Origin of the sequence: Paenibacillus sp. GbtcB18 (assembly GCF_019091125.1) — a bacterium.
Classification (GTDB): Bacteria; Bacillota; Bacilli; order Paenibacillales; family NBRC-103111; genus Paenibacillus_F; species Paenibacillus_F chitinolyticus.
This window is the reverse complement of the sequence record NZ_JAGXJX010000002.1, coordinates 447,387-469,965: the sequence shown is the minus strand read 5'-3', so window position 1 is coordinate 469,965 and position 22,579 is coordinate 447,387. Positions and strand designations below refer to the sequence as shown.

22 protein-coding genes and 1 other RNA gene are annotated in these 22,579 nt (G+C 54.2%); 22 read left to right on the top strand and 1 reads right to left on the bottom strand.

What is annotated here, in order from left to right; all coding sequences use genetic code 11:
* Positions 1-47: 47 nt before the first annotated feature.
* The 22 genes from KVT34_RS07450 (at position 48) to rnpB (ending at position 20,202) form a co-directional block, all read left to right on the top strand.
* Complete coding sequence (locus KVT34_RS07450; protein WP_217557948.1) at positions 48-818, top strand: NfeD family protein; 771 nt, start codon at positions 48-50, stop codon at positions 816-818.
* Positions 819-870: 52 nt separating this feature from the next.
* Positions 871-1,854 (top strand): flotillin-like protein FloA, encoded by a 984-nt coding sequence (gene floA / locus KVT34_RS07445; RefSeq protein WP_217557947.1) that lies wholly within the window; start codon positions 871-873, stop codon positions 1,852-1,854.
* Between the two features lie 141 nt (positions 1,855-1,995).
* Positions 1,996-2,490, top strand: a complete 495-nt coding sequence (locus KVT34_RS07440) for a hypothetical protein (RefSeq protein WP_217557946.1) — start codon at positions 1,996-1,998, stop codon at positions 2,488-2,490.
* A gap of 316 nt (positions 2,491-2,806) precedes the next feature.
* On the top strand, positions 2,807-3,085 hold the full coding sequence (yqfC, locus tag KVT34_RS07435) for a sporulation protein YqfC (protein ID WP_042230050.1): 279 nt from the start codon (positions 2,807-2,809) through the stop codon (positions 3,083-3,085).
* A 25-nt stretch (positions 3,086-3,110) separates the two neighbouring features.
* Entirely contained in the window at positions 3,111-4,301 is a 1,191-nt protein-coding gene (gene yqfD, locus KVT34_RS07430) for a sporulation protein YqfD (RefSeq protein WP_217557945.1), read from the top strand.
* A gap of 6 nt (positions 4,302-4,307) precedes the next feature.
* Positions 4,308-5,279, top strand: a complete 972-nt coding sequence (locus tag KVT34_RS07425) for a PhoH family protein (protein ID WP_042230044.1) — start codon at positions 4,308-4,310, stop codon at positions 5,277-5,279.
* 42 nt (positions 5,280-5,321) lie between these two features.
* Positions 5,322-7,538 carry an HD family phosphohydrolase gene (locus KVT34_RS07420; protein WP_217557943.1) on the top strand — a complete coding sequence of 739 codons (2,217 nt, stop codon included), beginning with the start codon at positions 5,322-5,324 and terminating at the stop codon, positions 7,536-7,538.
* Positions 7,539-7,571: 33 nt separating this feature from the next.
* Positions 7,572-8,108: an rRNA maturation RNase YbeY gene (ybeY, locus tag KVT34_RS07415; RefSeq protein ID WP_217557942.1), complete on the top strand. Its 537-nt coding sequence runs from the start codon at positions 7,572-7,574 to the stop codon at positions 8,106-8,108.
* Positions 8,105-8,806: a diacylglycerol kinase family protein gene (locus tag KVT34_RS07410; protein ID WP_217557941.1), complete on the top strand. Its 702-nt coding sequence runs from the start codon at positions 8,105-8,107 to the stop codon at positions 8,804-8,806. The genes ybeY and KVT34_RS07410 overlap by 4 nt, the downstream gene beginning before the upstream one ends.
* Before the next feature lie 62 nt (positions 8,807-8,868).
* The gene (locus KVT34_RS07405) at positions 8,869-9,273 is read left to right on the top strand and encodes a cytidine deaminase (RefSeq protein ID WP_217557940.1); all 405 of its coding nucleotides are present in this window, start codon (positions 8,869-8,871) and stop codon (positions 9,271-9,273) included.
* Positions 9,274-9,290: 17 nt separating this feature from the next.
* Positions 9,291-10,190, top strand: coding sequence for a GTPase Era (gene era, locus KVT34_RS07400; RefSeq protein WP_042230034.1), 900 nt, complete (start codon positions 9,291-9,293; stop codon positions 10,188-10,190).
* Positions 10,191-10,300: 110 nt separating this feature from the next.
* On the top strand, positions 10,301-10,447 hold the full coding sequence (locus KVT34_RS07395; RefSeq protein WP_009671644.1) for a YqzL family protein: 147 nt from the start codon (positions 10,301-10,303) through the stop codon (positions 10,445-10,447).
* A gap of 49 nt (positions 10,448-10,496) precedes the next feature.
* On the top strand, positions 10,497-11,243 hold the full coding sequence (recO, locus tag KVT34_RS07390; protein WP_217557939.1) for a DNA repair protein RecO: 747 nt from the start codon (positions 10,497-10,499) through the stop codon (positions 11,241-11,243).
* A gap of 228 nt (positions 11,244-11,471) precedes the next feature.
* A complete protein-coding gene (locus KVT34_RS07385) occupies positions 11,472-12,299 on the top strand; it encodes a pyruvate, water dikinase regulatory protein (RefSeq protein WP_009671643.1) in 828 nt (275 codons plus the stop codon).
* A gap of 103 nt (positions 12,300-12,402) precedes the next feature.
* Complete coding sequence (locus KVT34_RS07380) at positions 12,403-12,846, top strand: YaiI/YqxD family protein (protein ID WP_009671649.1); 444 nt, start codon at positions 12,403-12,405, stop codon at positions 12,844-12,846.
* A gap of 61 nt (positions 12,847-12,907) precedes the next feature.
* The gene (gene dnaG, locus KVT34_RS07375) at positions 12,908-14,734 is read left to right on the top strand and encodes a DNA primase (RefSeq protein ID WP_217557938.1); all 1,827 of its coding nucleotides are present in this window, start codon (positions 12,908-12,910) and stop codon (positions 14,732-14,734) included.
* Between the two features lie 39 nt (positions 14,735-14,773).
* A complete protein-coding gene (gene rpoD, locus KVT34_RS07370; protein WP_009671652.1) occupies positions 14,774-15,898 on the top strand; it encodes an RNA polymerase sigma factor RpoD in 1,125 nt (374 codons plus the stop codon).
* Positions 15,899-15,957: 59 nt separating this feature from the next.
* Positions 15,958-16,944 carry an alpha/beta hydrolase gene (locus tag KVT34_RS07365; protein WP_217557937.1) on the top strand — a complete coding sequence of 329 codons (987 nt, stop codon included), beginning with the start codon at positions 15,958-15,960 and terminating at the stop codon, positions 16,942-16,944.
* A gap of 82 nt (positions 16,945-17,026) precedes the next feature.
* Complete coding sequence (locus tag KVT34_RS07360) at positions 17,027-17,854, top strand: hypothetical protein (protein WP_217557935.1); 828 nt, start codon at positions 17,027-17,029, stop codon at positions 17,852-17,854.
* A 3-nt stretch (positions 17,855-17,857) separates the two neighbouring features.
* Positions 17,858-18,616, top strand: a complete 759-nt coding sequence (locus KVT34_RS07355) for a tRNA (adenine(22)-N(1))-methyltransferase (protein ID WP_217557933.1) — start codon at positions 17,858-17,860, stop codon at positions 18,614-18,616.
* Positions 18,592-19,707, top strand: coding sequence for a Nif3-like dinuclear metal center hexameric protein (locus KVT34_RS07350; protein ID WP_217557932.1), 1,116 nt, complete (start codon positions 18,592-18,594; stop codon positions 19,705-19,707). Before KVT34_RS07355 ends, KVT34_RS07350 begins: the two co-directional genes overlap by 25 nt.
* 79 nt (positions 19,708-19,786) lie before the next feature.
* An RNA gene (gene rnpB / locus KVT34_RS07345) (RNase P RNA component class A) lies at positions 19,787-20,202 on the top strand.
* A gap of 118 nt (positions 20,203-20,320) precedes the next feature.
* On the opposite strand, the gene KVT34_RS07340 is transcribed toward rnpB, so the two are convergent.
* On the bottom strand, positions 20,321-22,399 hold the full coding sequence (locus tag KVT34_RS07340) for a S8 family serine peptidase (RefSeq protein ID WP_254634640.1): 2,079 nt from the start codon (positions 22,397-22,399) through the stop codon (positions 20,321-20,323).
* Positions 22,400-22,579 lie beyond the last annotated feature (180 nt).

Below are 22,579 nucleotides of genomic sequence, written 5' to 3'. Positions count from 1 at the left end.
TACGTAAAAAAGACTATAAGACAGTTACAGGGTTAGGAGGAGAAGCCATGATCAGCTTACGGAGGACATTTCTGGGCTGCGCTACGGTCCTCGGATCAATCGGCTGCCTGCCCGGTTTGGCGGCGGCATCAGCCGGAACTGCGGCGCAGCAGGGCGTTACGAGTGCGCTTGGCGGATTCCTGACACATCCGGCCGTTGCCGCGATCCTGCTTCTGATCGGGATTGTCGGAATCGGGCTCGAGCTGCTTTTCTGGACGTTCGGTCTTCTCGGATCCATCGGGGTTATCGGCTTCGGGCTGTATTTCCTCGGCAATTATCTTGTCGGGGGAGCGGGGTCCGGAGATATCGGACTGTTCGTTTTGGGCGTGCTGCTTCTGCTGCTTGAGCTGGTCATCCCGAGCTTCGGCATACTCGGTATAGCCGGTAGTATCTCCTTGTTCAGCGGAGTGATTCTAGCGGCCGACAACCCTCAGACAGCGGCGCTTTTGCTTGTCATCGCTTTCGTTGCGGCGGCTGTTCTTCTTTTTATCGCCGTCAAGAAGTTTCCCGCGAGGGGAGTATGGAACCGTTTTATCCTCAAGGAGGAGCTGACAACCGAACAAGGCTTCGTGTCCAGTTCGTTCAAGCTGCATCTTATGGGGCAGACGGGAACTTCGCTTACGCCGCTTCGTCCGTCGGGTACAGCCCAATTCGGAGAAGACCGGGTGGACGTGGTAACGGAAGGCGGATTTATTCCTGCCGGCCGTCTGGTTAAGGTCGTTCTCGTGGAAGGCAGCAGAGTTGTGGTGCATGAAGAAGAAGCCGGCGCAGAAAAATAAGGTACAGCCGGCAGAGCGCCATTTAATTTCGTAAAGGGAGGTTTTTTGACACATGGAATCTTATTTTTATCTGTTAATTGCCGCAGTAGTTCTGATTTTGTTAATGGTATTTTTCACGTTCGTTCCGGTTATGCTTTGGATTTCCGCTCTGGCATCGGGGGTACGTATCAGTATTTTGACGCTGGTTGCGATGAGGTTGCGGCGCGTTATTCCGAGCCGGATCGTGAATCCGCTCATTAAAGCGACGAAAGCCGGGCTGGGACTGAACATTAACCAGTTGGAAAGCCACTATCTGGCGGGCGGTAACGTTGACCGCGTTGTCAACGCCCTGATCGCGGCACACCGCGCGGATATCCAACTGCCGTTCGAACGGGCGGCTGCCATCGATCTGGCCGGTCGTGACGTGCTCCAGGCCGTTCAAATGAGCGTAAACCCGCGTGTCATCGAGACGCCGACCGTTTCCGCGGTTGCTAAAGACGGGATCGAAGTGAAAGTTATCGCCCGGGTAACGGTTCGGGCGAATATCGACCGCCTCGTCGGGGGTGCCGGAGAAGAAACGATTATTGCCCGTGTCGGCGAGGGGATCGTTACGACTGTCGGATCCAGCGGCTCTCATAAGGACGTTCTCGAAAATCCGGATATGATTTCCCGGACCGTACTGGGTAAAGGTCTTGATGCAGGTACCGCTTTTGAGATCCTGTCTATTGATATCGCGGATGTCGACGTAGGCAAGAACATCGGGGCGCACCTTCAAACCGAGCAGGCCGAAGCCGACAAGCGGATCGCGCAGGCCAAAGCGGAAGAACGCCGCGCCATGGCCGTTGCCCAGGAACAGGAAATGAAAGCCCGCGTCGTGGAAATGAGAGCAAAAGTCGTCGAGGCCGAATCCGAGGTGCCTCAGGCAATGGCGGACGCTATGCGTAACGGAAAGCTCGGCGTAATGGACTATATGAATTATAAAAATATCGATGCCGATACGCACATGCGCAGTTCCATCGGCAAAATGTCGGAAGAGGGCAAAGAAGGCAAAGAATAAAGGGGGCTAAACATCTCCGGGCTTTGCCTGGCAGATGGTCGGGTTCTACCCCGTCTCGGAGGGAATCGGCATCCCTTTATTAGTTGCTTCACCGAAGGTTACCCGGGCATCTCATGTTGAGACTGCCCAGGGGAAGGGGGCGTGATGATGGAGCGTCTGATCGAACTGATCGCAAACAATTTCTTTTTCGTTATAATGATCGGGATTTTCCTGGTTTCCATGCTGTCGGGCAAGCGCAAAAAGACCGGCAATCCAAACCGGATGCCGGATTTCAGCGGCCAGGGCCTTCCTCGCCGTCCGGCTGCATCTACCCGGCCTGCGTCCGGGAGCGGCCGGGAGCCCGACCGGCGCGGTGATTGGTCCGCCGAAGATGCGGCGGCCGATTGGACCGCGGCCGAGCCTGCAGCGGCCGGTCGCGGGCGCAGCGGCGGCTTTGCCGCCAGCGATGCCCGCGGAAGCTCCGCTGTGCGGGCGGAGACGCCGCGCAAGCGTGAAACGCGCGCCGTGCGCGAAGAGACTGCCGGCAGCGGGGGCCCCGCTGCCGGTGTCGACCTGCACCCGCGCCAGGCGGTGCAGGGGGTTATCTGGGCCGAAATACTCGGCCCGCCACGGGCTAAAAAGCCGTTCCGCCGGTAATACCGGACGGAACGGCTTTTTTTGTGCCTGAGCGAGCCGTGCCGCCCCACTGGCGTCCCAAAGACCGTAGAATGCCCGTAGAGGCATTCTACGGTCTTTTCCATTCTATTACTCATCAGAAAAATAGTAGTCTCCCAAGGGTGTTTGGAGGCGTCTTGCGCGTGGGAATCTTCCTCTGTCGCTTCGGGACGAAACACCGCTCATAAATCACGCACGGCCCGCATAGATTGGAAAAAGCAGCGTCTATACAAGAAGCGCCTGAATTTGCGCCTGCGTGCTGAAAGCATGGGGCAAAGGCTGGGAGGGACGAGAGAGAATGCGCCGGCTCACGCAAAAGTGGAAGCAAATGACTGCTAATATGCTCGACCTTCCGCAGGATGTCGTACAAGATATTCCCCGGATCACGATGATCGGCAACGTCCAGCTTTATGTGGAGAATCACTGCGGGGTTTTGCATTTTTCCAGCGAGATGCTGCGTCTGCAGCTTACACGGGGGAAGCTTGAAGTGAGCGGGAAGGAATTGGTGATCCGCGCCATTTTAACGGAAGAAGTACTTATCGAGGGTATTATCGCGGATATCAGATATATGCCATAACGGGTCCGGAAAGGGGAGTTTCGGCGTGCAATCGGCGGTGTTAAAGTGGATACAAGGATATGTGAAGATCGAAGTGAAGGGCGAGAGAGCGGCGGAGTTTATCAACCGTGCACTTTCCAAAGGGCTTTCGTTATGGGACATAAGGGTGTCGGGAGACAAGCTGGTCGAGCTCTGCCTGCCTTGCCGGGATGCGCTGCGTCTCCGGCCGCTTTTGAAAGAGACAGGCTGCCGGATGCATCCGCTAAAGCGCGAGGGATTGCCCTTCGCTGCCCGGAAATTGGCCAAGCGTAAAACTTTTTTGGCCGGCGGCGTCGCTTTTATCGCATCCCTTTTCATTCTGTCCTCATTCGTATGGTCGATTAAGGTGGAAGGCAATGTAAAGATCGGGACTCAAACCATCCTGGATGCCGCCCGCAAAGAGGGGCTGTACCTACATCAATGGAAATACCGGATGGGCGATTCCGAGAAGCTTTCGTTCGGCCTGCAAACCCATCTGCCCGGCACATCGTGGGTCGGGGTGGAGATTAAGGGCACTCAGGTTACGATTAAAATCGTCGAAGCGGACAAGCCGGAAGAAAAACCGCTCGTCAGCCCTCGCAATCTTGTGGCGTCCAAACACGCTGTCGTGACGGAAATCCAGGCGAAAAGAGGCCGTCCGCTCGTCCAGCCCAATGCCTACGTCCGCAAAGGGGACGTGCTTATTTCCGGTACGCTTGGCGACGAAGCGAATCAGAAGATCGTCGTAGCGGACGGATACGTGAAAGGCATGGTCTGGTACACCTCCAAAATAGAGGTGCCGATTGTCCAAACGTACGAAACGTATACGGGCGAGTCGAAGACGCGGAATTATCTCGTGTTCGGCTCCAAAGGGCTCCAGGTAAGCGGCTACGGAAAGCTTCCATTCGAACACTATCAGACGATTCCGGAGCAGAAAATGCTCCAGTGGCGCTCTTTTAGGCTGCCTGTCGGTTGGCTGAGCGAGAAGCTTATGGCTTCCGAAACAGTAGAGCGGAAACTGGACCCGGCGGAAGCGAAAGCCATCGGTCTGGAGCGGGCCCGGGCCGATCTTATGAGCGAAGCGGGGAAGGACGCGCGCATCGTAACCGAAAAAATTTTGCATGAAAAATCAGAGAATGGTAAAGTTTATATGGAAGTGCATTTTGAAGTGGAAGAATTTATCATGGAAGAGCAACCTATCGTACAGCAAGGAGAATGAGGCCTTTTGGGAGAAAACGCTAAGACTATTAAAGTAGCACTTGCAGATACTTCGGTAGCGCAGGCCGTATTCGGTCCGCAGGACCGCTTTCTGCATCTGATCGAGCAGGAAACGAACGCGCGTATTTTTACCCGGGACGCGGAGCTTACGATTCAGGGGGATGCGGAGGAAGTCCGCAAGCTGGAACATTTATTCGAGGTGCTGCTGGAGCTGGTCCGCAACCAGTATCCGCTTTCGGAACGCGATGTGCTGTATGCCGTCGAGCTAGCCAAGCAAATGAAAGCGGATCAACTGCTGGAGCTTTTCAAAGGGGAGATTACGACCACCCACAAAGGAAAGCCCATTCGCGTTAAAACGATCGGACAAAAACAGTACGTCTCCACCATACAGAAGAAAGACATCGTGTTTGGAATCGGACCGGCAGGTACGGGGAAAACGTACCTGGCGGTTGTTCTTGCCGTTACGGCTTTGAAGGAAGGCAAGGTCAAACGGATCGTTCTGACCCGGCCCGCGGTTGAAGCGGGAGAGAGCCTAGGCTTCCTGCCGGGAGACCTCCAGGAAAAGGTTGACCCCTATTTACGTCCGTTGTATGATGCTCTTAACGATGTTCTGGGCCCCGAGCAGGTCGTGAAATCGCTGGAGCGGGGGCTTATCGAGATCGCGCCGCTCGCTTATATGCGCGGCCGTACGCTTGACGATTCCTTCATTATTTTGGATGAAGCGCAGAATACGACCCCGGAACAAATGAAAATGTTCCTGACCCGTCTAGGATTCGGTTCCAAAATGGTTGTAACGGGTGACGTGACGCAGATCGACCTTCCCCGCGGCAAAACGTCGGGCCTGATCGAAGCGCAGCGCATTCTGAACGGCATTGAAGAAATCGGATTCATTACATTTGCGGAGCAGGATGTCGTCCGTCATTCCTTAGTTCAAAGAATCATCGTCGCTTATAATGAGGACTCGCTAATATCGGGTTGAGTTACAGGGAACGAAGAGGCAAGAGAGGGATGACCTTCCATCATGAAAAAAGAAGTTGCGGTACAAGATATGCAAGCCAACACGAAGCTAAGCGGCTGGAAAACGAGTTTTCCGGTTCGCTTGCTTCTGCTTTTCGCGCTTATGCTCATTATCTGCATGAGTTTGTTTTCCAGGCTTATTCCACAGACATTTGACATCAAATTGGGCGCGGTTGCGGAAAAGAACATCTATGCCCCTTTTCAGATCGAGAACTCTGTGGCGACCGAGAAAGCGAAGGAAGACGCGGCCAAGAAACTTCAGCCTGTCTATAAAATCGTGAATCTTCGGAACGAAGCGATGATCGATGCGATTTACGACCGGATTTTGCAGATCAATGGGGATCCCGACGTAAAGTTCGAAGATAAGGTAAGCGTCTACCGGACCGTTATTCCGGCGATTATTTCGGATACGGAAAAAATGGCGATCCGGACGATCGGCGAAAATAATTTCGGTAACGATACGCTTATCGATGAAATCAATTCCAAAGTCAGCGACCAAAAATACCGGATTCCGGAAGAAATTTATTACAAATTTCCGCGCTTGACCAAGGAAGATGTAGCTGCGATGGCGCCCATTACCCGGGAAATTGTTTCCAAGCTGATGAGCGACCAGATTTCGGATGCCCAGACGGCCCGGGCGAAAGTAGCCGAGCTTGTCAATTCGTCCGACTTGTCCAAAAATACGCTGCGCGAACTGGTTCAAGAGATTGCCAGAGTCGTCATCACGCCGAATAAATTTTTGGATCAGAAAGCGACGGACGATGCCAGAGGCGAAGTCCGCGAGAACGTCAAACCCGTTTATATCAATCAGGGGGACATTATCGTCAACGAAGGCGACGTCATTACCGATGAGATCTATAAACGTCTGAAAGCGGCCGAGCTGCTGAAGGAGAAAGCGAACTATTGGCCTCACGTCGGACTCGTGCTGCTGGGCCTGCTGTTCGTTGCGATGATCTATCTGTTCGTTAGGCAGAGTACGCTGCCGATACGGACGAACAATTCGCAGCTTCTGATGTTCGTTCTTATTTTCGCCATTAACATGATCGGCATGAAAGTGGTGGCTCTAGGGCAAAATCCGGAATATCCGTTCATCGGATATTTGGCACCGGCAGCTATCGGCAGCATGCTCATTACGATTCTGCTGAATCCGCAGCTCGCTTTTATCGCCAGTGTCCTGTTCAGCATTATGTCCAGCATTATTTTCAACATGCACGGGACTCAGCTGTTCGATTACAGATACGGGCTGGTCACACTCGTCACGTGCTTCGCTTCGGTCTTCGTTATTCAGAAGGCCAGCCAGCGCTCTTCCATTCTGAAAGCGGGAATTCTCATCTCGTTTATCGGCATGATTACGATCGTTTCGCTGATGCTTCTCGACAATGTGACGCGCCAAGACATGCTTTACTCGCTGTCTTTTTCGGCCGCGAGCGGAATTCTTACCGCCGTGTTTGTAATCGGGCTCCTGCCGTTTTTCGAGACGGCGTTCGGGATCTTATCCCCGCTCAAGCTCGTGGAGCTCTCGAACCCGAATCATCCGCTGCTGCGCAAGCTGCTGACGGAGACACCCGGGACGTATCACCACAGCATCATGGTCGGCAATCTCGCGGAATCGGCGGCCGAATCCATCGGAGCGGACGGTCTGCTGTGCCGGGTCGGTTCTTACTACCATGACATCGGCAAAACGAAGCGGCCGAGCTATTTTATCGAAAATCAGACGAATATCGAAAATCCGCACGATCGTATCGATCCCGCGCTAAGCAAAAGCATTATTACCGCCCACGCCCGTGACGGGGTGGAGATGCTTAAGGAATATAACATTCCGAAGCCGATTCGCGATATCGCGGAGCAGCACCACGGAACGACGCTGCTCACGTTCTTTTATCACAAAGCAAGGAAGCTGGCCGAAGAAGAAGGTCGTGAGGTGCGGGAGGAAGATTTCCGTTACGAAGGTCCCAAAGCGCAGTGCAAGGAAGCGGCCGTGGTCGGAATCGCCGATTGCGTGGAGGCGGCGGTTCGTTCCCTTCGCAATCCGACCATCGAGCAGATCGATACGATGGTCCGCAAAATCATTAAATCCCGTCTGGATGACGGCCAGTTTAACGATTGCGATTTGACGCTGAAAGAACTGGACACCATCGCGAAGACGCTGAACGAATCTCTGCTGGGTATTTTTCACTCCAGGATCGAATATCCGAGTGAACTTCCCGCCAAAGCGAAATAACCATTTGACCTATACATCTAGGAGGAATTAAACGTGGCCCTGATTTTAGCCTGGAACGACGAGCAGGACATCCTGCCGATCTCCCCTAAATTCGCCGAGAAGCTGGAAGAGCTTCTGAAGCTTGCAGGAGAAGAGGAAGGCGTGGAGGACGGAGAAGTCGCCCTTACGTTTGTAGACGACGAGACGATTCACGAGCTGAATCGTACGTACCGGAACATCGACCGTCCGACGGACGTTCTGTCTTTTGCGATGCTGGAGCAAGGGGAGGACGAGCCTGCTATTCTCTACGGCGAGGAAGAGCCGGATGAAGATACGGCAGAAGGCGATGCCCACGCTGACGGGGACGGGGAAGAAAGCTTTGAGGAGCCGCTCGGCGATATCGTCATCTCGGTTCCCCGGGCCGCTGCTCAGGCCGAAGAGTACGGCCATTCCGTGGAGCGTGAACTCGGATTTTTATTCGTTCACGGATTTTTGCATCTGATCGGATACGATCACGACAACGAGGAGGCCGAACGGGAAATGTTCGCGAAGCAGGAACAGATCCTGCAGAAAGCGGGGCTTACCCGTTGAGTTCCTTTCAGCGTTTTTTGCGGGGCTTCCGCTTCGCTTACGAAGGAATTAAATACGCTTTTGATACTCAGCGCAACATGAAATTTCATTTCGTTGTTGCCTTTCTTGTATTTCTGGCTGCCGTTATTTTGGGACTGCCGCATTGGGACGTGCTTTTCCTGCTGCTGGCAGTCGTTCTTGTCATCATGACCGAACTTATTAACACGGCGGTGGAAAAAGCAGTGGATCTGGCGATGCCCGAGCTGCATCCGCTGGCGAAGATCGCGAAGGATACGGCGGCCGGGGCCGTTCTCGTGGCTGCCCTGTTCGCGGTCGTCGTCGGCATGGTCGTGTTCTACGGACCGGCGGACCGGTTGCTTCGCAAAGCGCAGGAGGCGGCCGCAGCCAACATGCCGGGCATGGTATGGACGCTTATCGCGCTCGTCGCTCTTGTCACGATTGTAATCGAGACAAGGTTCAGCGATCGCGGGAAGCTGGTCCGTCCCAGTCTGCTGGCGGCGGTTCTGGCGGCGCTTGCGACCTTGATCGCGGTGATCGCCGGCCAGACGATCGTGACGCTGCTCTCCGGCACGCTTGCGGCGCTTGCCCTGATGGTTTTGGCCGAGCGGAAGCACCGGGAGCTGTCGTCCCTGCTGCTCGGTTCCGTTATCGGAGCGGCCGTCACCCTTCTTGCCTGGTTGTGGAGAGGCTGGGGGTAGATGTCTGACCGGCCGGCCTGAATGGTTACATTACGTGGGTTAACGGAAAGGAAAGATGCCTTGTGAAACCGGAAGAACTGCTCGAACATGCGCGGCAGGCACGCCTGAAAGCCTACATCCCATACTCGAACTTCGGGGTGGGAGCCGCCCTGCTGGATAAAGACGGCCATGTCCATCACGGCTGTAATATCGAAAATGCGGCTTACGGGCCGACGAATTGCGCCGAACGCACCGCTGTTTTCCGTGCCGTCGCAGACGGGCACAAGCCGGGCTCTTTCCAAGCGATCGCGGTTATCGGCGATACGGAAGGACCGATTTCACCGTGCGGGGTATGCCGGCAGGTTTTAATCGAACTCTGCGGACCGGACATGCCCGTTATTTTAGGTAACTTAAGCGGCGATTATACCGTAACGACAACGGGTGAACTGCTGCCCGGCGCGTTTACGTCGAAAGATTTGCAGGACTAGGAGGAAGTAATTACAGCATGAACAAAGAAAAATTCAAATCCGGATTCGTTTCGATTATCGGGCGCCCCAACGTAGGGAAATCCACCCTGATGAACCAGGTAATCGGTCAGAAGATCGCGATTATGTCCGATAAACCGCAGACCACGCGCAACAAAATTCACGGCGTGTATACGACCGACAATTCCCAAATTGTATTTTTGGACACGCCGGGTATTCACAAACCGTCTTCCAAGCTGGGCGATTACATGATGAAAGTTGCCCACAGCACCTTGGGGGAAGTCGATGCCATTCTGTTTCTTGCCGACGTTTCGGAAGGAATCGGCGGCGGTGACCGCTATATCATCGAACAATTGAAGAACGTTAAAACACCGGTCATTCTGGTCCTGAACAAAATCGACCAAGTGCATCCCGAAGAATTGCTGCCGATCATTACAACCTATAAAGATCTGTACGAATTCGCGGAAATCGTACCGGTTTCGGCTCTGCTCGGCAACAATGTGAACACGATGCTGGAGCAGGTCGTTAAATATTTGCCGGAAGGCCCGCAGTACTATCCCGCGGATCAGATAACCGACCATCCCGAGCAGTTTGTTTGCGCGGAGCTTGTCCGCGAGAAGATCCTCCATATGACAAGGGAAGAAATTCCCCATTCCATTGCGGTAGCGATCGAGGATATGAAGGTCGAAAAAAACGGCGTGGTTCATATTTCAGCCGTCATTTACGTAGAGCGTGATTCGCAGAAGGGCATTATTATCGGCAAGCAGGGCTCGCTGCTGAAAGAAATCGGCAAGCAGGCGAGACATGATATCGAAGCGCTGCTCGGCTCCAAAACGTTCCTTGAGTTGTGGGTGAAAGTCAAAAAAGACTGGCGCAATCAGGAACGCGTGCTGCGGGATCTGGGCTTCCGAAACGAATAGCCGCAAGGCTTTCCCCGCCGTTCCATTAATTGCCGGGCATAGACTGCTTCAACGGGTACATCCTAAGGGTAATCATCAACACGAACATCTTACGGAGAGGATGATCCAGAATGAGAGATTTTACCTGGCACTATTTTTGGTCGACGGGGGAAGTGGACGCTTACCTGCTGTACAAAGATTTAGCGTCTGATCCCGAACTTGCAGGAGAAGAACTGATGCAGCAAGAGCAGGAAGCCGTGCATTCGGTCGAAGCCTGAGAACACATGGAGACTGATCCGGCGTTTCCGGAAAGGAAGCGCATAAGAGATGCTGCACCGGGTACAAGGAATTGTTCTCCGTAGCGTCGATTACGGGGAAGGAAATAAAATCATTACGCTTTATACCCGTGAACTGGGTAAAGTAGGGGTGGTCGCGCGCGGAGTGAAGAAGGTGAAAAGCCGGCTCGGCGCCGTCACCCAGCTGTTCACGTATGGGGATTACGTTTTTTATAGACAGGGGAAGCTTGGAACGCTTAACCATGGGGAGATCATAGAACCCCATCACAAATTGAGAGAAGATCTGTATAAATCTGCGTATGCCTCTTACCTGGTTGAAATGGTTGACCGGATGCTGGGAGAGGAGGACCGCAGTTTATTCTTGTTCGATCAGTTGGAAGCGGGACTCATGGCCATCGAGCAGGAGAAGGATATGCAGATCGTCGCGCATGTTTTCGAGCTTAAGATGCTGGCAGCCTCCGGGTATACGCCGGTTCTCGATAAATGCGCGTCATGCGGGCGCACGGAGGAACTTGTCGCTTTCAGCGCAGCGGCGGGCGGCGCAATGTGCAGCCGATGCAAGCACCTCGACCCTTATGCCGCGGCCGTGACGGAAAGTACGCTGAAGCTTATGAGGCTTTTACAGCAGGTGGATCTTAGTCGGCTCGGCAATGTTAACGTAAAACCCTCTACGAAATCCCAGCTGAAGCACAGCATGAGACTGTATATGGACGCCCACGTGGATATCCGCTGGAAAGCCAGAAGCTTTTTGGACCAGATGGATAAATACAATATGTAAGTTTATAGGTTTGACAAATGTAAGCTGGTTCCTTATAGTAAGTGATTGGAAGCAGTAACTGGTTCGGATAACTGGAAGAACAGAGTACTACAATGTTGCCGTGGTGACAAACCGCCGGGACCTTAGGGTCGTACGTGGCGGCCGCTTTGATTTTCGAAGCTACCACGGTCCTTTTGTCTTCGTTTCCGCTTAAGTATTCCCGAATAGCTACAGGGAGGAAGAACTTACATGAATCCTTCAAACAATCCGGTTATCGTTTACGTGGTATCGGATGCGATCGGAGAGACGGGAGAATCTGTCGTCAATGCCGTCGCGCTGCAATTTTATCCCGCCCCGATCGTGATCGAGCGGGTTCCTTTTGTGCATGATACCGAGGAAATCGACCGCCTTCTCGCTAAAGTCGCCCGTCAGCAGGGAATCATCGCGTTTACGCTGGTCATTCCCGAGCTTCGCGATTATTTGACCCAGAAAGCGGAACAAGCGGGTTTCGCTTACGTCGATTTGCTGGGACCGCTTATTCAGACGTTTGAAAAAGCGTTTAACCGCAAGGCCCGCCATCAGCCGGGAGGAAATCATCCCCTGGATGAGGATTATTTCAAAAAAATGGAGGCGATCGAGTTCGCCGTCAAATACGACGACGGCCGCGATTTCAGCGGGATCGTCAAAGCGGATATCGTCCTCGTCGGCGTATCCCGAACGTCGAAAACTCCTCTTTCCATGTACCTGGCGCACAAAAAATACAAAGTCGCCAATGTCCCCCTCGTTCCGGAAATGCAGCCGCCCGATGTGCTTTTCAAAGTGCCTAAAAATAAGGTGATCGGCCTGCTTATCGACCCGGACAAGCTCAACGCTATCCGCCGGGAACGGCTGCGCACTCTCGGACTCGCGTCTAATGCAACTTATGCCAAAACGGAACGTATTAAACAAGAGCTGGAATTCGCGGGAACGGTGCTTTCCCGGATCGGATGCCATGTCATCGACGTATCCAACCGCGCCGTCGAAGAAACGGCCAGCCTCGTTCTCGAACAAATTCGGCGTCATCCTCATTTATCCTGAACATGCAGGATTTTTCGAGAGATGAGCGTATATACTAGTACAGCAGGACTATTAGCTGGTATCGGGGGCATTATCCATTCAACATTCATCCTTTCAAATTGTTGTGGATGCGGATGCGTGTCCGGTTAAACCCGAGATCATCCGGGCGGCCGCGCAGTATTCGGTTCACGTGCTTATGGTGGCTTCGTTCGACCACCGGCTGAAAGGGCAGGAAGGGATCGAGGTGATCCAGGTCGACCGTTCGGACCAGTCCGTCGATTTGTTTATCGCCAATCATATCCGGCGCGGAGATATCCTGGTTACGCAGGATTTCGGTCTGGCCGCCATCGGTCTGGGCAAAGGGGCGGTATGCCTCTCGAACCGCGGGCAGGAATATACCGACCGGACCATTGATTTTCTTCTTGACCGTCGTCATACACAAGGGAAACTGCGCCGTGGAGGCAAGCATTCCAAAGGACCAAAGCCTTTTACGGATGAGGATCGGGAATTTTTTCTACATGGTTTGACAAAAGTTTTACTTCGTTTGCAGGAGAATAGGCCTGTTTAGCGAATACGTATAGTTGTTTACCGCACATGAAGCTTTTTTATAAGGATTGAAGGTGGGGGAAATGGGTTACGGACGCATTCCGGATGAAGTGATCGAAGCTGTTCTGCAGCGTCATGACATTGCCGATGTGATAGGAAAATACGTCCATTTGACCAAACAGGGCCACTACCTGAAGGGGCTTTGTCCGTTTCACTCGGAAAAATCGCCCTCGTTTACGGTGACGCCCGAGAAACAGATTTACCACTGCTTCGGATGCGGAGCGGGGGGCAACATGTTTCAGTTTCTCCGGGAAATCGAAGGCTACACGTTTGCCGAAGCCGTCCGGCACCTGGCGGAGGAAGCGGATATCCCCGTTACGTGGGAGGATTCAATATCCGCGGACAACCCGCAGCAGAAGGACCGGTCCCAAATGCTGGAGGCCAACGAGAAAGCGGCCAAACTGTACCGTTATATTCTAATGAATACCGATCAAGGCAAGAACGCACTCGATTATGTGCGCAACCGGCAGATGTCGGATAAATTGATCGACACTTTTCAGATCGGATATGCTCCCGCCATGTGGGATACGCTTGTACAGCAGCTTCAGAAAGCGGGCTACGATCTTCCGCTGATGGAACGGGGAGGGCTAGTTTCGGCCCGTTCCGAGGGAGACGGTTATATCGACAAGTTCAGGGACAGAGTGATTTTCCCGATCTGGGACGCGCAGGGCAAAGTCATTGCCTTCGGCGGCCGGGCTCTCGGGGATGTGCAGCCTAAGTACTTGAACAGTCCTGAGACGATGCTCTTCAACAAAAGCCGTGTGCTGTATAATTTTCACCAGGCACGTCCACAAATCCGGAAAACGAATACCATGGTATTGTTTGAAGGCTATATGGATGTGGTAAAAGCTTGGGAAGCTGGGGTGAGAAACGGTGTCGGTACGATGGGTACCGCGCTTACCCCCGAGCATGCGGAACTGATCCGGCGCAACGCCGGACGGGTCGTGATCTGTTACGACGGAGATTCGGCCGGACAGAATGCGGCTTACAAGGCAATCCCCCTGCTTGAACAAGCAGGCTGCGAAGTGAAAGTGGCTATGCTTCCGGATGCCAAAGATCCGGATGAATACATTACCGCATACGGCTCCGAGAGATTTGTACGGGAAATCATTGATTACGCCGTACCCTCGATCAAATACAGGCTGCACTACATTCGCCGGCATTTCCGTTTGCAGGAGGAAGGCGATCGGATACGCTACCAGCAAACGGCTTTGAAGATGATTGCGGACTTGAGCTCGATCGAACGGGAGCATTATCTGAAACAGCTCGCCGGGGAGTTTGAGACCTCTTACGAGTCGCTCAAGCAAGATTTGGCCAACCTCCGGATGAAATCGGAAAAAAACCGGACAGTCAGGGATAATATCGACGTTCCGTGGAATAATGGTAGGCATAATAGGAAAGAAACGCCAAAAGCGCCGCTTTATCCGGCTTATCATAACGCGGAACGGCAGCTTCTAGCCGTCATGATGCACGATCGGGATGTTAGCGCCTATGTGGAAGAACGGTTAGGCGACGAATTTAACGTGGATGCTCATGCCGTTCTGGCGGCTTATTTATATGCTTTTTACGCCCAAAATTCCACACCGAGCGTGAGCCGTTATATGGCGATGATTCAGGACGACAAGCTTGAAAATCTGGCGAGTTCCATCGCGATGATGGGCGCGCACCACGGTGTGAACGAAGTCGTCATCGACGATTTCATCAAAGAAATCAAAAAATATCCGAAGCAGCAGGAAATATCCAGAAAAAAAGAAGAAATGATCCGTGCGGAACGCTCAGGGGATCCTTTGCGGGCTGCGCAAATTCTTAGTGAAATTATTGCCCTAGAGAAACAGCTTAAATTTTCGTAACGCAGGTTCCGGATAATCTAGGGAGGAGGGAGTTGGATTATGGCGAACGATCAACATACTGAGATCGAAACCGAGTTGACCCTGGAGCAGGTAAAGGAGCAGCTTATCGAGTTAGGCAAGAAGCGCTCCTCGCTCACTTATAAAGACATCACAGAACGGCTGGCTCCTTATGATCAAGATCCGGAACAGATTGACGAGTTTTTCGAACAATTGTCCGAAATGGGAATTGACGTGGGGAACGAGTCCGATGAGGACGAAGGAAGAATGCGTCCGGAGGGCGATCAAGAGAACGACGAATTCAGCTTTGAAGATGATCTGACTCTCCCGCCGGGCATTAAAATCAATGACCCGGTGCGGATGTATTTGAAAGAGATCGGGCGTGTTCCCCTTCTTTCGGCAGAGAATGAAGTGGATCTGGCGAAAAGAATCGAGCAGGGCGACGAGGAAGCGAAGCGCCGTCTGGCCGAAGCGAACCTCCGTCTCGTCGTCAGCATCGCCAAACGCTACGTTGGACGGGGCATGCTGTTTCTGGATCTGATCCAGGAAGGAAACATGGGTCTGATCAAAGCGGTGGAGAAATTCGACCATACCAAAGGGTATAAATTCAGTACGTATGCCACCTGGTGGATTCGTCAAGCCATTACGCGCGCCATTGCCGATCAGGCGAGAACGATCCGGATTCCGGTTCATATGGTGGAAACCATCAACAAGCTGATCCGGGTATCCCGCCAACTGCTGCAGGAATTGGGGCGCGAACCGACGCCGGAAGAAATCGCGAAGGAAATGGAACTGAGCACGGATAAAGTCCGCGAAATCATGAAGATCGCACAGGAACCGGTATCTCTGGAAACTCCGATCGGTGAAGAAGACGATTCCCATCTGGGAGACTTTATTGAAGATCAGGAAGCGCTGGCACCGGCGGATGCGGCGGCTTACGAACTTCTTAAAGAACAGCTTGAAGATGTTCTCGATACGCTGACCGAGCGTGAAGAAAACGTGCTTCGTCTTCGCTTCGGTCTGGATGACGGGCGTACCCGGACTCTGGAAGAAGTGGGCAAAGTTTTCGGGGTTACCCGTGAACGGATTCGTCAGATCGAAGCCAAAGCGCTTCGCAAGCTGAGGCACCCGAGCCGCAGCAAACGGTTAAAAGATTTCCTAGAATAGAATCCGAATGCCCGCCTCCGGCGGGTTTCTTTTTTTCAAATAGAAGGAGGAAGGTTGAAATGTCAAAGACCCTGTTGATCGGTTTGTGCATACTTGCGGTTCTTGCTGTGGTTTTGACAGCGGCAGCCTTCTATATGTTCGGGCTGGGAATACGCCGCAGCAGCAAAGAATTTCTTCAGAGCAGCCCGGATCTTGCGGGTCACATGGAAGAAATCGCGGTAGACCCGTCCCCGGCTTCGGCGGATAACTGGCTTGCCCGTCAGACGCTGGAGCAGGTATCTATTCAATCGGCGGACGGCCTTCGTCTAAACGGCTGGTATCTGGAGGCCGAGCGGCCTTCGGACGTAACGGCGCTGCTCGCGCACGGGTATTCCGGGCAGGGCAGGGACATGGCCAGCTTCGCTCAAATTCACCATGAGCTCGGGTATAACGTGCTGATGCCGGACAACCGCGGGCACGGACAGAGTGAAGGGGAGTATATCGGCTTCGGCTGGACGGACCGATTGGATTACGTTAACTGGGTCCGGTATATTTTGCAGCGGAGCGGCGAAAACGCCCGGATTCTGCTCCACGGCGTATCCATGGGCGGAGCTACCGTGCTGATGGCAAGCGGCGAAAGGCTGCCGGAGCAGGTGAAGGGAATCATCGCGGATTGTTCCTATACGTCCGTCAAAGACATCCTGAGCTACCAGCTCAAGCGGATGTTTAAGCTCCCCGCGTTTCCGCTTATTCCATTGACCAGCCTGATCTGCAAATTAAAAGCGGGCTATTTTTTCGGGGAAGCTTCGGCGCTGCGTCAGGTAAAACGTACGGAAAAGCCGATTCTGTTTATACATGGAGAAGCGGATACGTTCGTTCCGTTTTTTATGGTGCACGGCTTGTATAAGGCGGCTCCCGCGGGCAAAGATCTGTTCATGGTGCCCCGTGCGGGACACGGGCTTGCTTTTATGACGGACAAGGACGGCTACCGGAGCAGGGTGACCGATTTCGCCAAGCAATGCCTGGAAGAAAAGCAAAAGGTCTTGCAGGCACGGTCGGAAGCTTGAATCCGCAAATGCGGAATCAGCGGATTTCCTTCTCAAATTCGGAAGGCGGCGAACCGATAAAGTTCTTGGGAAGGTGAAGCTAATGGATGACGAGAAACGAACGGCTATTATTAAAGAAATCGAACACTGGCGGAGATCTAAGCTTCTGCCCGCGCAGTACTGCGACTTTCTGCTCAATTTGTACATGGAAACGGGTGCGGACCATTCCAGAAGGGTTTTGGGCATATCGACCAAATCCATCCGGGCCAGCCACTGGAAATTCTGGGTTGCAGCCGTCGTAATTATTATTGCTCTATCACTAACGCTCCTCAATTTTAACTCTTTTGGAATTTCTTTGCAAATTGGCGTTTCGGCCGTATTTGTTGTATCTTGGTATATAATCGGCTTTCGGCAAAAAGAAGAACAGCCTTTCAGGGCCCAGCTTTCGACGGGCATCGCTTCGGCGTCCCTGATCGGTTTCGGAGTCTGGATTCTTTATGGAAACGGCTTGACCGCGCAGTTGTACATCGGGTCCTTCGTAGCTCTTTGCGGCCTCGTCTGGCTGCTTGTCGGCCTTCTCGGGCGGATTCCGCTGCTTCAATACTGCGGATGGCTGGCACTGCTTATTACGTACGGATTCGTACTAAGCCAGCGTCTGGAGCCCGCTACCTGGTACAAGCTGCAGCTTGCCTGGCTTCCGCTCTCTTTTATCCTCATGTGGATCGGGTGGCTCATTCAGCACCGCTGGAAGAAACCGGGCCTGGTTCTGCTGCTCGCGGGAGCGACCGTATGGATCGCGCCCGAGCTGTTCGGACTGGCCTGGGGCACCTCGGCGCAGCAGCTTCTTCAGCTATCGCTTGCCGGTAAAGTGGCGGCGGCGGGAATCGCGTTGTTTGCCTATCGTAAAAATTGGACGGAATGGGTTGCTTAAAATATGGTGAAATTGTCTCAACGTTTATTGGAAATTGCGAAAAAAGTCCCTCAAGGGGCAAAACTTGCGGATATCGGATCCGACCATGCCCTGCTGCCGACCTTTCTGGTGCAGCAGGGCACTGTTCCGTCTGCGGTTGCGGGCGAAGTGAACCGCGGTCCGGCGGATGCGGCGCAGCGCCAGGTCCGCGATGCCAATCTGAGCGGGCAGATCGAAGTCCGGCTCGGGGACGGCCTTTCCGTGCTGCGGCCGGGCGAGGTGGATGCGGTGACAATCGCCGGAATGGGCGGTGCTTTGATAGCGTCCATTCTGGATGCCGGCGAGGACAAGCTAACAGGCGTGTCCACGCTGATTTTGCAGCCGAACGTAGGCGAGGACATTGTCCGTAGATGGCTGCGCAGTCACGGCTGGCACCTGGCCGGCGAGACCATTCTCGAGGAGGACGGCAAAATTTATGAGATTTTGACAGCCGTTCGGATGAAACCGGAGGATGAGGGAGACGCCGCGTTATATGAGGATCGCCTTCTTGACGGACTTCGGGTAACGGGAGACACACTCCTGCAGATGGGACCCTACCTGATCCAGAATCCTCCGCCGGTCTGGTTTGCGAAGTGGGAGTATGAACTCGATAAACTGGCCATGATCCGCAGACAGCTCGACCGTTCGGTTTCCGGAAATGCGGAAGAGAAGCGGTCCGGGCTGGAGGCGGAAATCTCGCGTATCAAGGAGGTCTTGGAATGTTTGCGAAAGGACAAACCGTAATTCAATTGTTCGAAAAGCTGGCGCCCAAGCACTACGCCGTGCCTGACGATAAAATCGGCCTGCAGCTCGGTACGCTGCAGAAGGAAATCAAAAAAATCCTCGTGGCGCTGGACGTAACCGACGAGGTTGTGGATGAAGCGATCCGAACGGGGACGGATCTGATTATCGCGCATCATGCGATCATTTTCAGACCTCTGGCCCACCTGCAGACGGACACGCCGGCCGGAAGGCTGTACGAGAAGCTCATCAAGAACGATATCGCGGTCTATATCGCGCATACGAATCTGGATGTGGCGGAAGGAGGCATCAACGACCTGATGGCCGAAGCTCTAGGCTTAAAGGACCTGGTGCCTCTGGACGAGGTTCACACGGAGAAGCTCAGCAAGCTGGTCGTTTTCGTGCCGGAAAGTCATCACGAGAAGGTGCTTCAGGCGCTGTTCCAGGCCGGAGCGGGCTGGATCGGCGACTACAGCCACTGCTCGTTCAACATTTCCGGCACGGGGACGTTTATGCCCCGCGAGGGCACGAAGCCCTTCCTGGGCGAGCAGGGCAAGCTGGAGCGCGCGGATGAGGTGCGCGTGGAGACGATCGTGCCCGCGGGTATCCAGCGGGCGGTGGTGCAGGCGCTGCTGAAGGCGCATCCATACGAAGAGGTCGCTTACGACCTCTATCCGATGGACCTCAAAGGCCGTACGTTCGGCCTTGGACGCGCCGGCAAGCTGCCGGAGCCTCGTACGCTGCGCGAGCTTGTCGAAGCCGCGAAGCAGGCTTTCGACGTGCCGACGGTGCGCGTCGTCGGCGATCTGGACCGCACCGTCCGCAAGGCGGCGGTGCTGGGAGGCTCCGGCGGCCGGTATGTGCGCAGCGCGATGTTTGCGGGAGCAGATGTCCTCGTGACCGGGGACATCGACTACCACACCGCGCACGACGCGCTGGCCGCCGGCATGTGCCTGATCGACGTGGGGCATAACGTCGAGAAAATCATGAAGCGCGCGGTGGCGGATTACATGAACCGCGCGCTTGCGGAAAAGAAATACGAAACGGTCGCGGCGGCATCGGAACCGAGTACGGAACCGTTCCAATTTGTTTAAAAACGCGAATTGGCTGCATTCCCAATCATTCGTTGTTGAATTCGGCGCCGATAACCTGTATACTAGCAAATGTTCTCGGAAAGTTTGACAGACAATCGCTGGTGATGCTTGCATCACGAGAGGAAAGTCCGGGCTCCATAGGGCAGGGTGCTGGATAACGTCCAGTCAGCGCGAGCTGAAGGATAGTGCCACAGAAATGGACCGCCGATGGCGTCGCAAGACGCACAGGCAAGGGTGGAACCGTGGTGTAAGAGACCACGAGGGGTACTGGTGACTTTACCCCTGGTAAACCCCACTTGGAGCAAGACCTAATGGGACGCGGTCTGCAGGCTTTGCCTGACAGACAGCCTTAGCCCGAGGCGCGTCCGGGTTGGTCGCTTGAGCTGTATAGCAATGTATGGCCTAGATAGATGATTGTCACTTCAATGGTGGGAGGGTATCGTAGCCCGCTGCACCACCGGAAGTACAGAACCCGGCTTACGGCAAGCTTTCCATCCTTACGACATCGAAAAACCGCCCGTTATCTTCGGATAACGAGGCGGTTTTTGAGTTGTGCGCAGAGACGCGTATTTTTTCTGCGTATTTTAAAATGTACCCAGGCCGGACAGCATCGTTAAGGGGCTACGTGCGCCGGTTTCGTTCCGGGAAGGCCGGCCTGTACGGGGCCCCGGCCAAGGGCGGCTTCCACGGCTTTGTCCACATTGATGAGGCCGTACCCGAAGGAAGCGTCGCGGCCTTTGTCTCCGATATCCGTAGCGGTCTGGCGCATCAGCTCCATCACTTCGGTATTCTTGAGGGACGGATTCGCCGAACGGAGCAGGGCCGCCAGAGCCGTCACATGCGGGCAGGCCATGGAAGTGCCGGAAAGCGCCGCATATTGGTTCTGCGGGTAGGTACTGGCGATGCTGACACCCGGAGCGGCGACGTCGATATAGTCTCCGTAATTGGAGAAAGACGCCCGCCCGTTGCTGGAATCCGTGGCGGCGACCGCGAACACTTCAGGATAAGCTGCCGGATAGCCCGGCCGTTCCGTGTTGTCGTTGCCGCTGGCGGCGATCAGTACCACGTCGCGGTCGTACGCGTATTTGATGGCATCGTGCAGGAAATCCGAGCTGGCATAGTTGCCGAGACTAAGGTTAATCACCTTGGCACCGTGGTCTGTAGCCCAGATGATTCCCTGGGCAACGGCATACGTGCTGCCGACTCCGCTGCTGTCCAGAGCTTTGACCGGCATAATTTTGTTATACCAGGTCATACCGGCTACTCCCAATCCGTTATTAACCTGCGCGCCGATAATTCCGGCTACGTGCGTGCCGTGTCCGACATCATCCATCGGCTGCGCGGTCGGATCTAGGACGTTGTAGCCTTCGATGAGTTGACCTTTCAAGTCCTCATGGTTGACGTCGGCTCCCGTATCCACGATCGCCACCTTGACATCCTGAGTGCCTTTGTTGAAATTCCAGCCTCTCAGCGTATTCGTGATTGGAAGGTTCCACTGATATTTGTTGAAAAGAACGTCATTGGGAATGACGTCCGGCTGCTCGGCCGCCTGCTCCCCGGCCCCGGAGCGACCCCGTCCCGAATTATCGTTTCGGCTGCCGGGCCACCAGTCAAAAAACCAGCTTAGCGGTTTGGTGCCGCGGGACAAGTCATTCGTTTCGTAAATATAATGGGGCTCCGCAAAGCGAACATCCTGGCGTTTGCGGAAATAATCCATTAGCTGCTTGGCTTCGAGGCTGCGGGCGGTAATAATATACGTATTTCCGATAAGCTTGACCTTGGTGGCGCCGATTTCGGTCCGGATACGGGATAGCTCGGCTTCGTGCAGAGGACGGTTAAACTGGACCACGACGTCATGGCGCTCGTAATGGCTCGTGCCTTCATGATCGTCGGGATGAGTCACCCGTTTGCTGCGCAGCGTATCGGTATCTACGCTTTCGATTTTCCAGCGGCTTTTATCGGAATGGAAAGATTGCAGCCGGAGATTTTTGCGCTGATGATTGGAAACCTCCTGCAAAATATGCTGGCGTACGACGGCGACGACTGAGCTTTTCTTGTCGGGAGCGGGCACGTTCAGGACAAAATACGGTTTATCCGCTACCGTGAAATTAGGCGACTGATAAGCCTTTCCTTGTAAGGCCGATTTTTTTGCTTCCTCGATATAAGGCTGGGCGCTCTTGGCAAGTTCTTTGGACAGTTTGCCGGAGACGATTTCGCCGGAGGAAGCGGAAGGCGAGGTGCCCGCACCGGACGGAGCCGAAGACGCGCCTGAAGGCCCTGGGACGCCGGCATTGCCGGAATTTCCTGCGGCACCCGCAACAGGATCGGACGGAACCGGGGTTCCCCTTGGAGCGGCCGGAGAGGAACTGCCCGTGGCTCCACTGGTTTGCACGGGTATCCAGCTCAGGCTAATCATGTGGCCGTGCTTGCTCTGCATTTCACGCATCGTTTCTTTGATCTGCTTGGGATCGGCGTGGTTCAAGGAAGCATACATCTGGTTAACATGGAGCAGGCACTGGTTCCGGCACAATTGGTCGGTTACGGCGACATCCTGTTCCAGAACCGATTGTTTATATTTCAGCTCGGCTTCCGGCTGTACGGGCCTGGCTTCGGGTTTCGTCTGACAGGCGCTTGTTACGACAAGCAGGCTGCCGAGTATCATGCCGCCTAAGGCGGCAGTAGGGCGTCGCATGGGTCGGAGGCCTCCTTTCCTTCGTCTGATCTACATAAAAGTAGGGTGGGAAAGGGGCGCATTTTTTATACCGAAACCGGACATTTCCACTCAAGAATCGGGTACCTTTTCCAGAGAAAGTGTGATACTATATGGATGGGCTGAGCCGGGTGCGAGTTCCCGCTCTGTTAACTAGAGGAG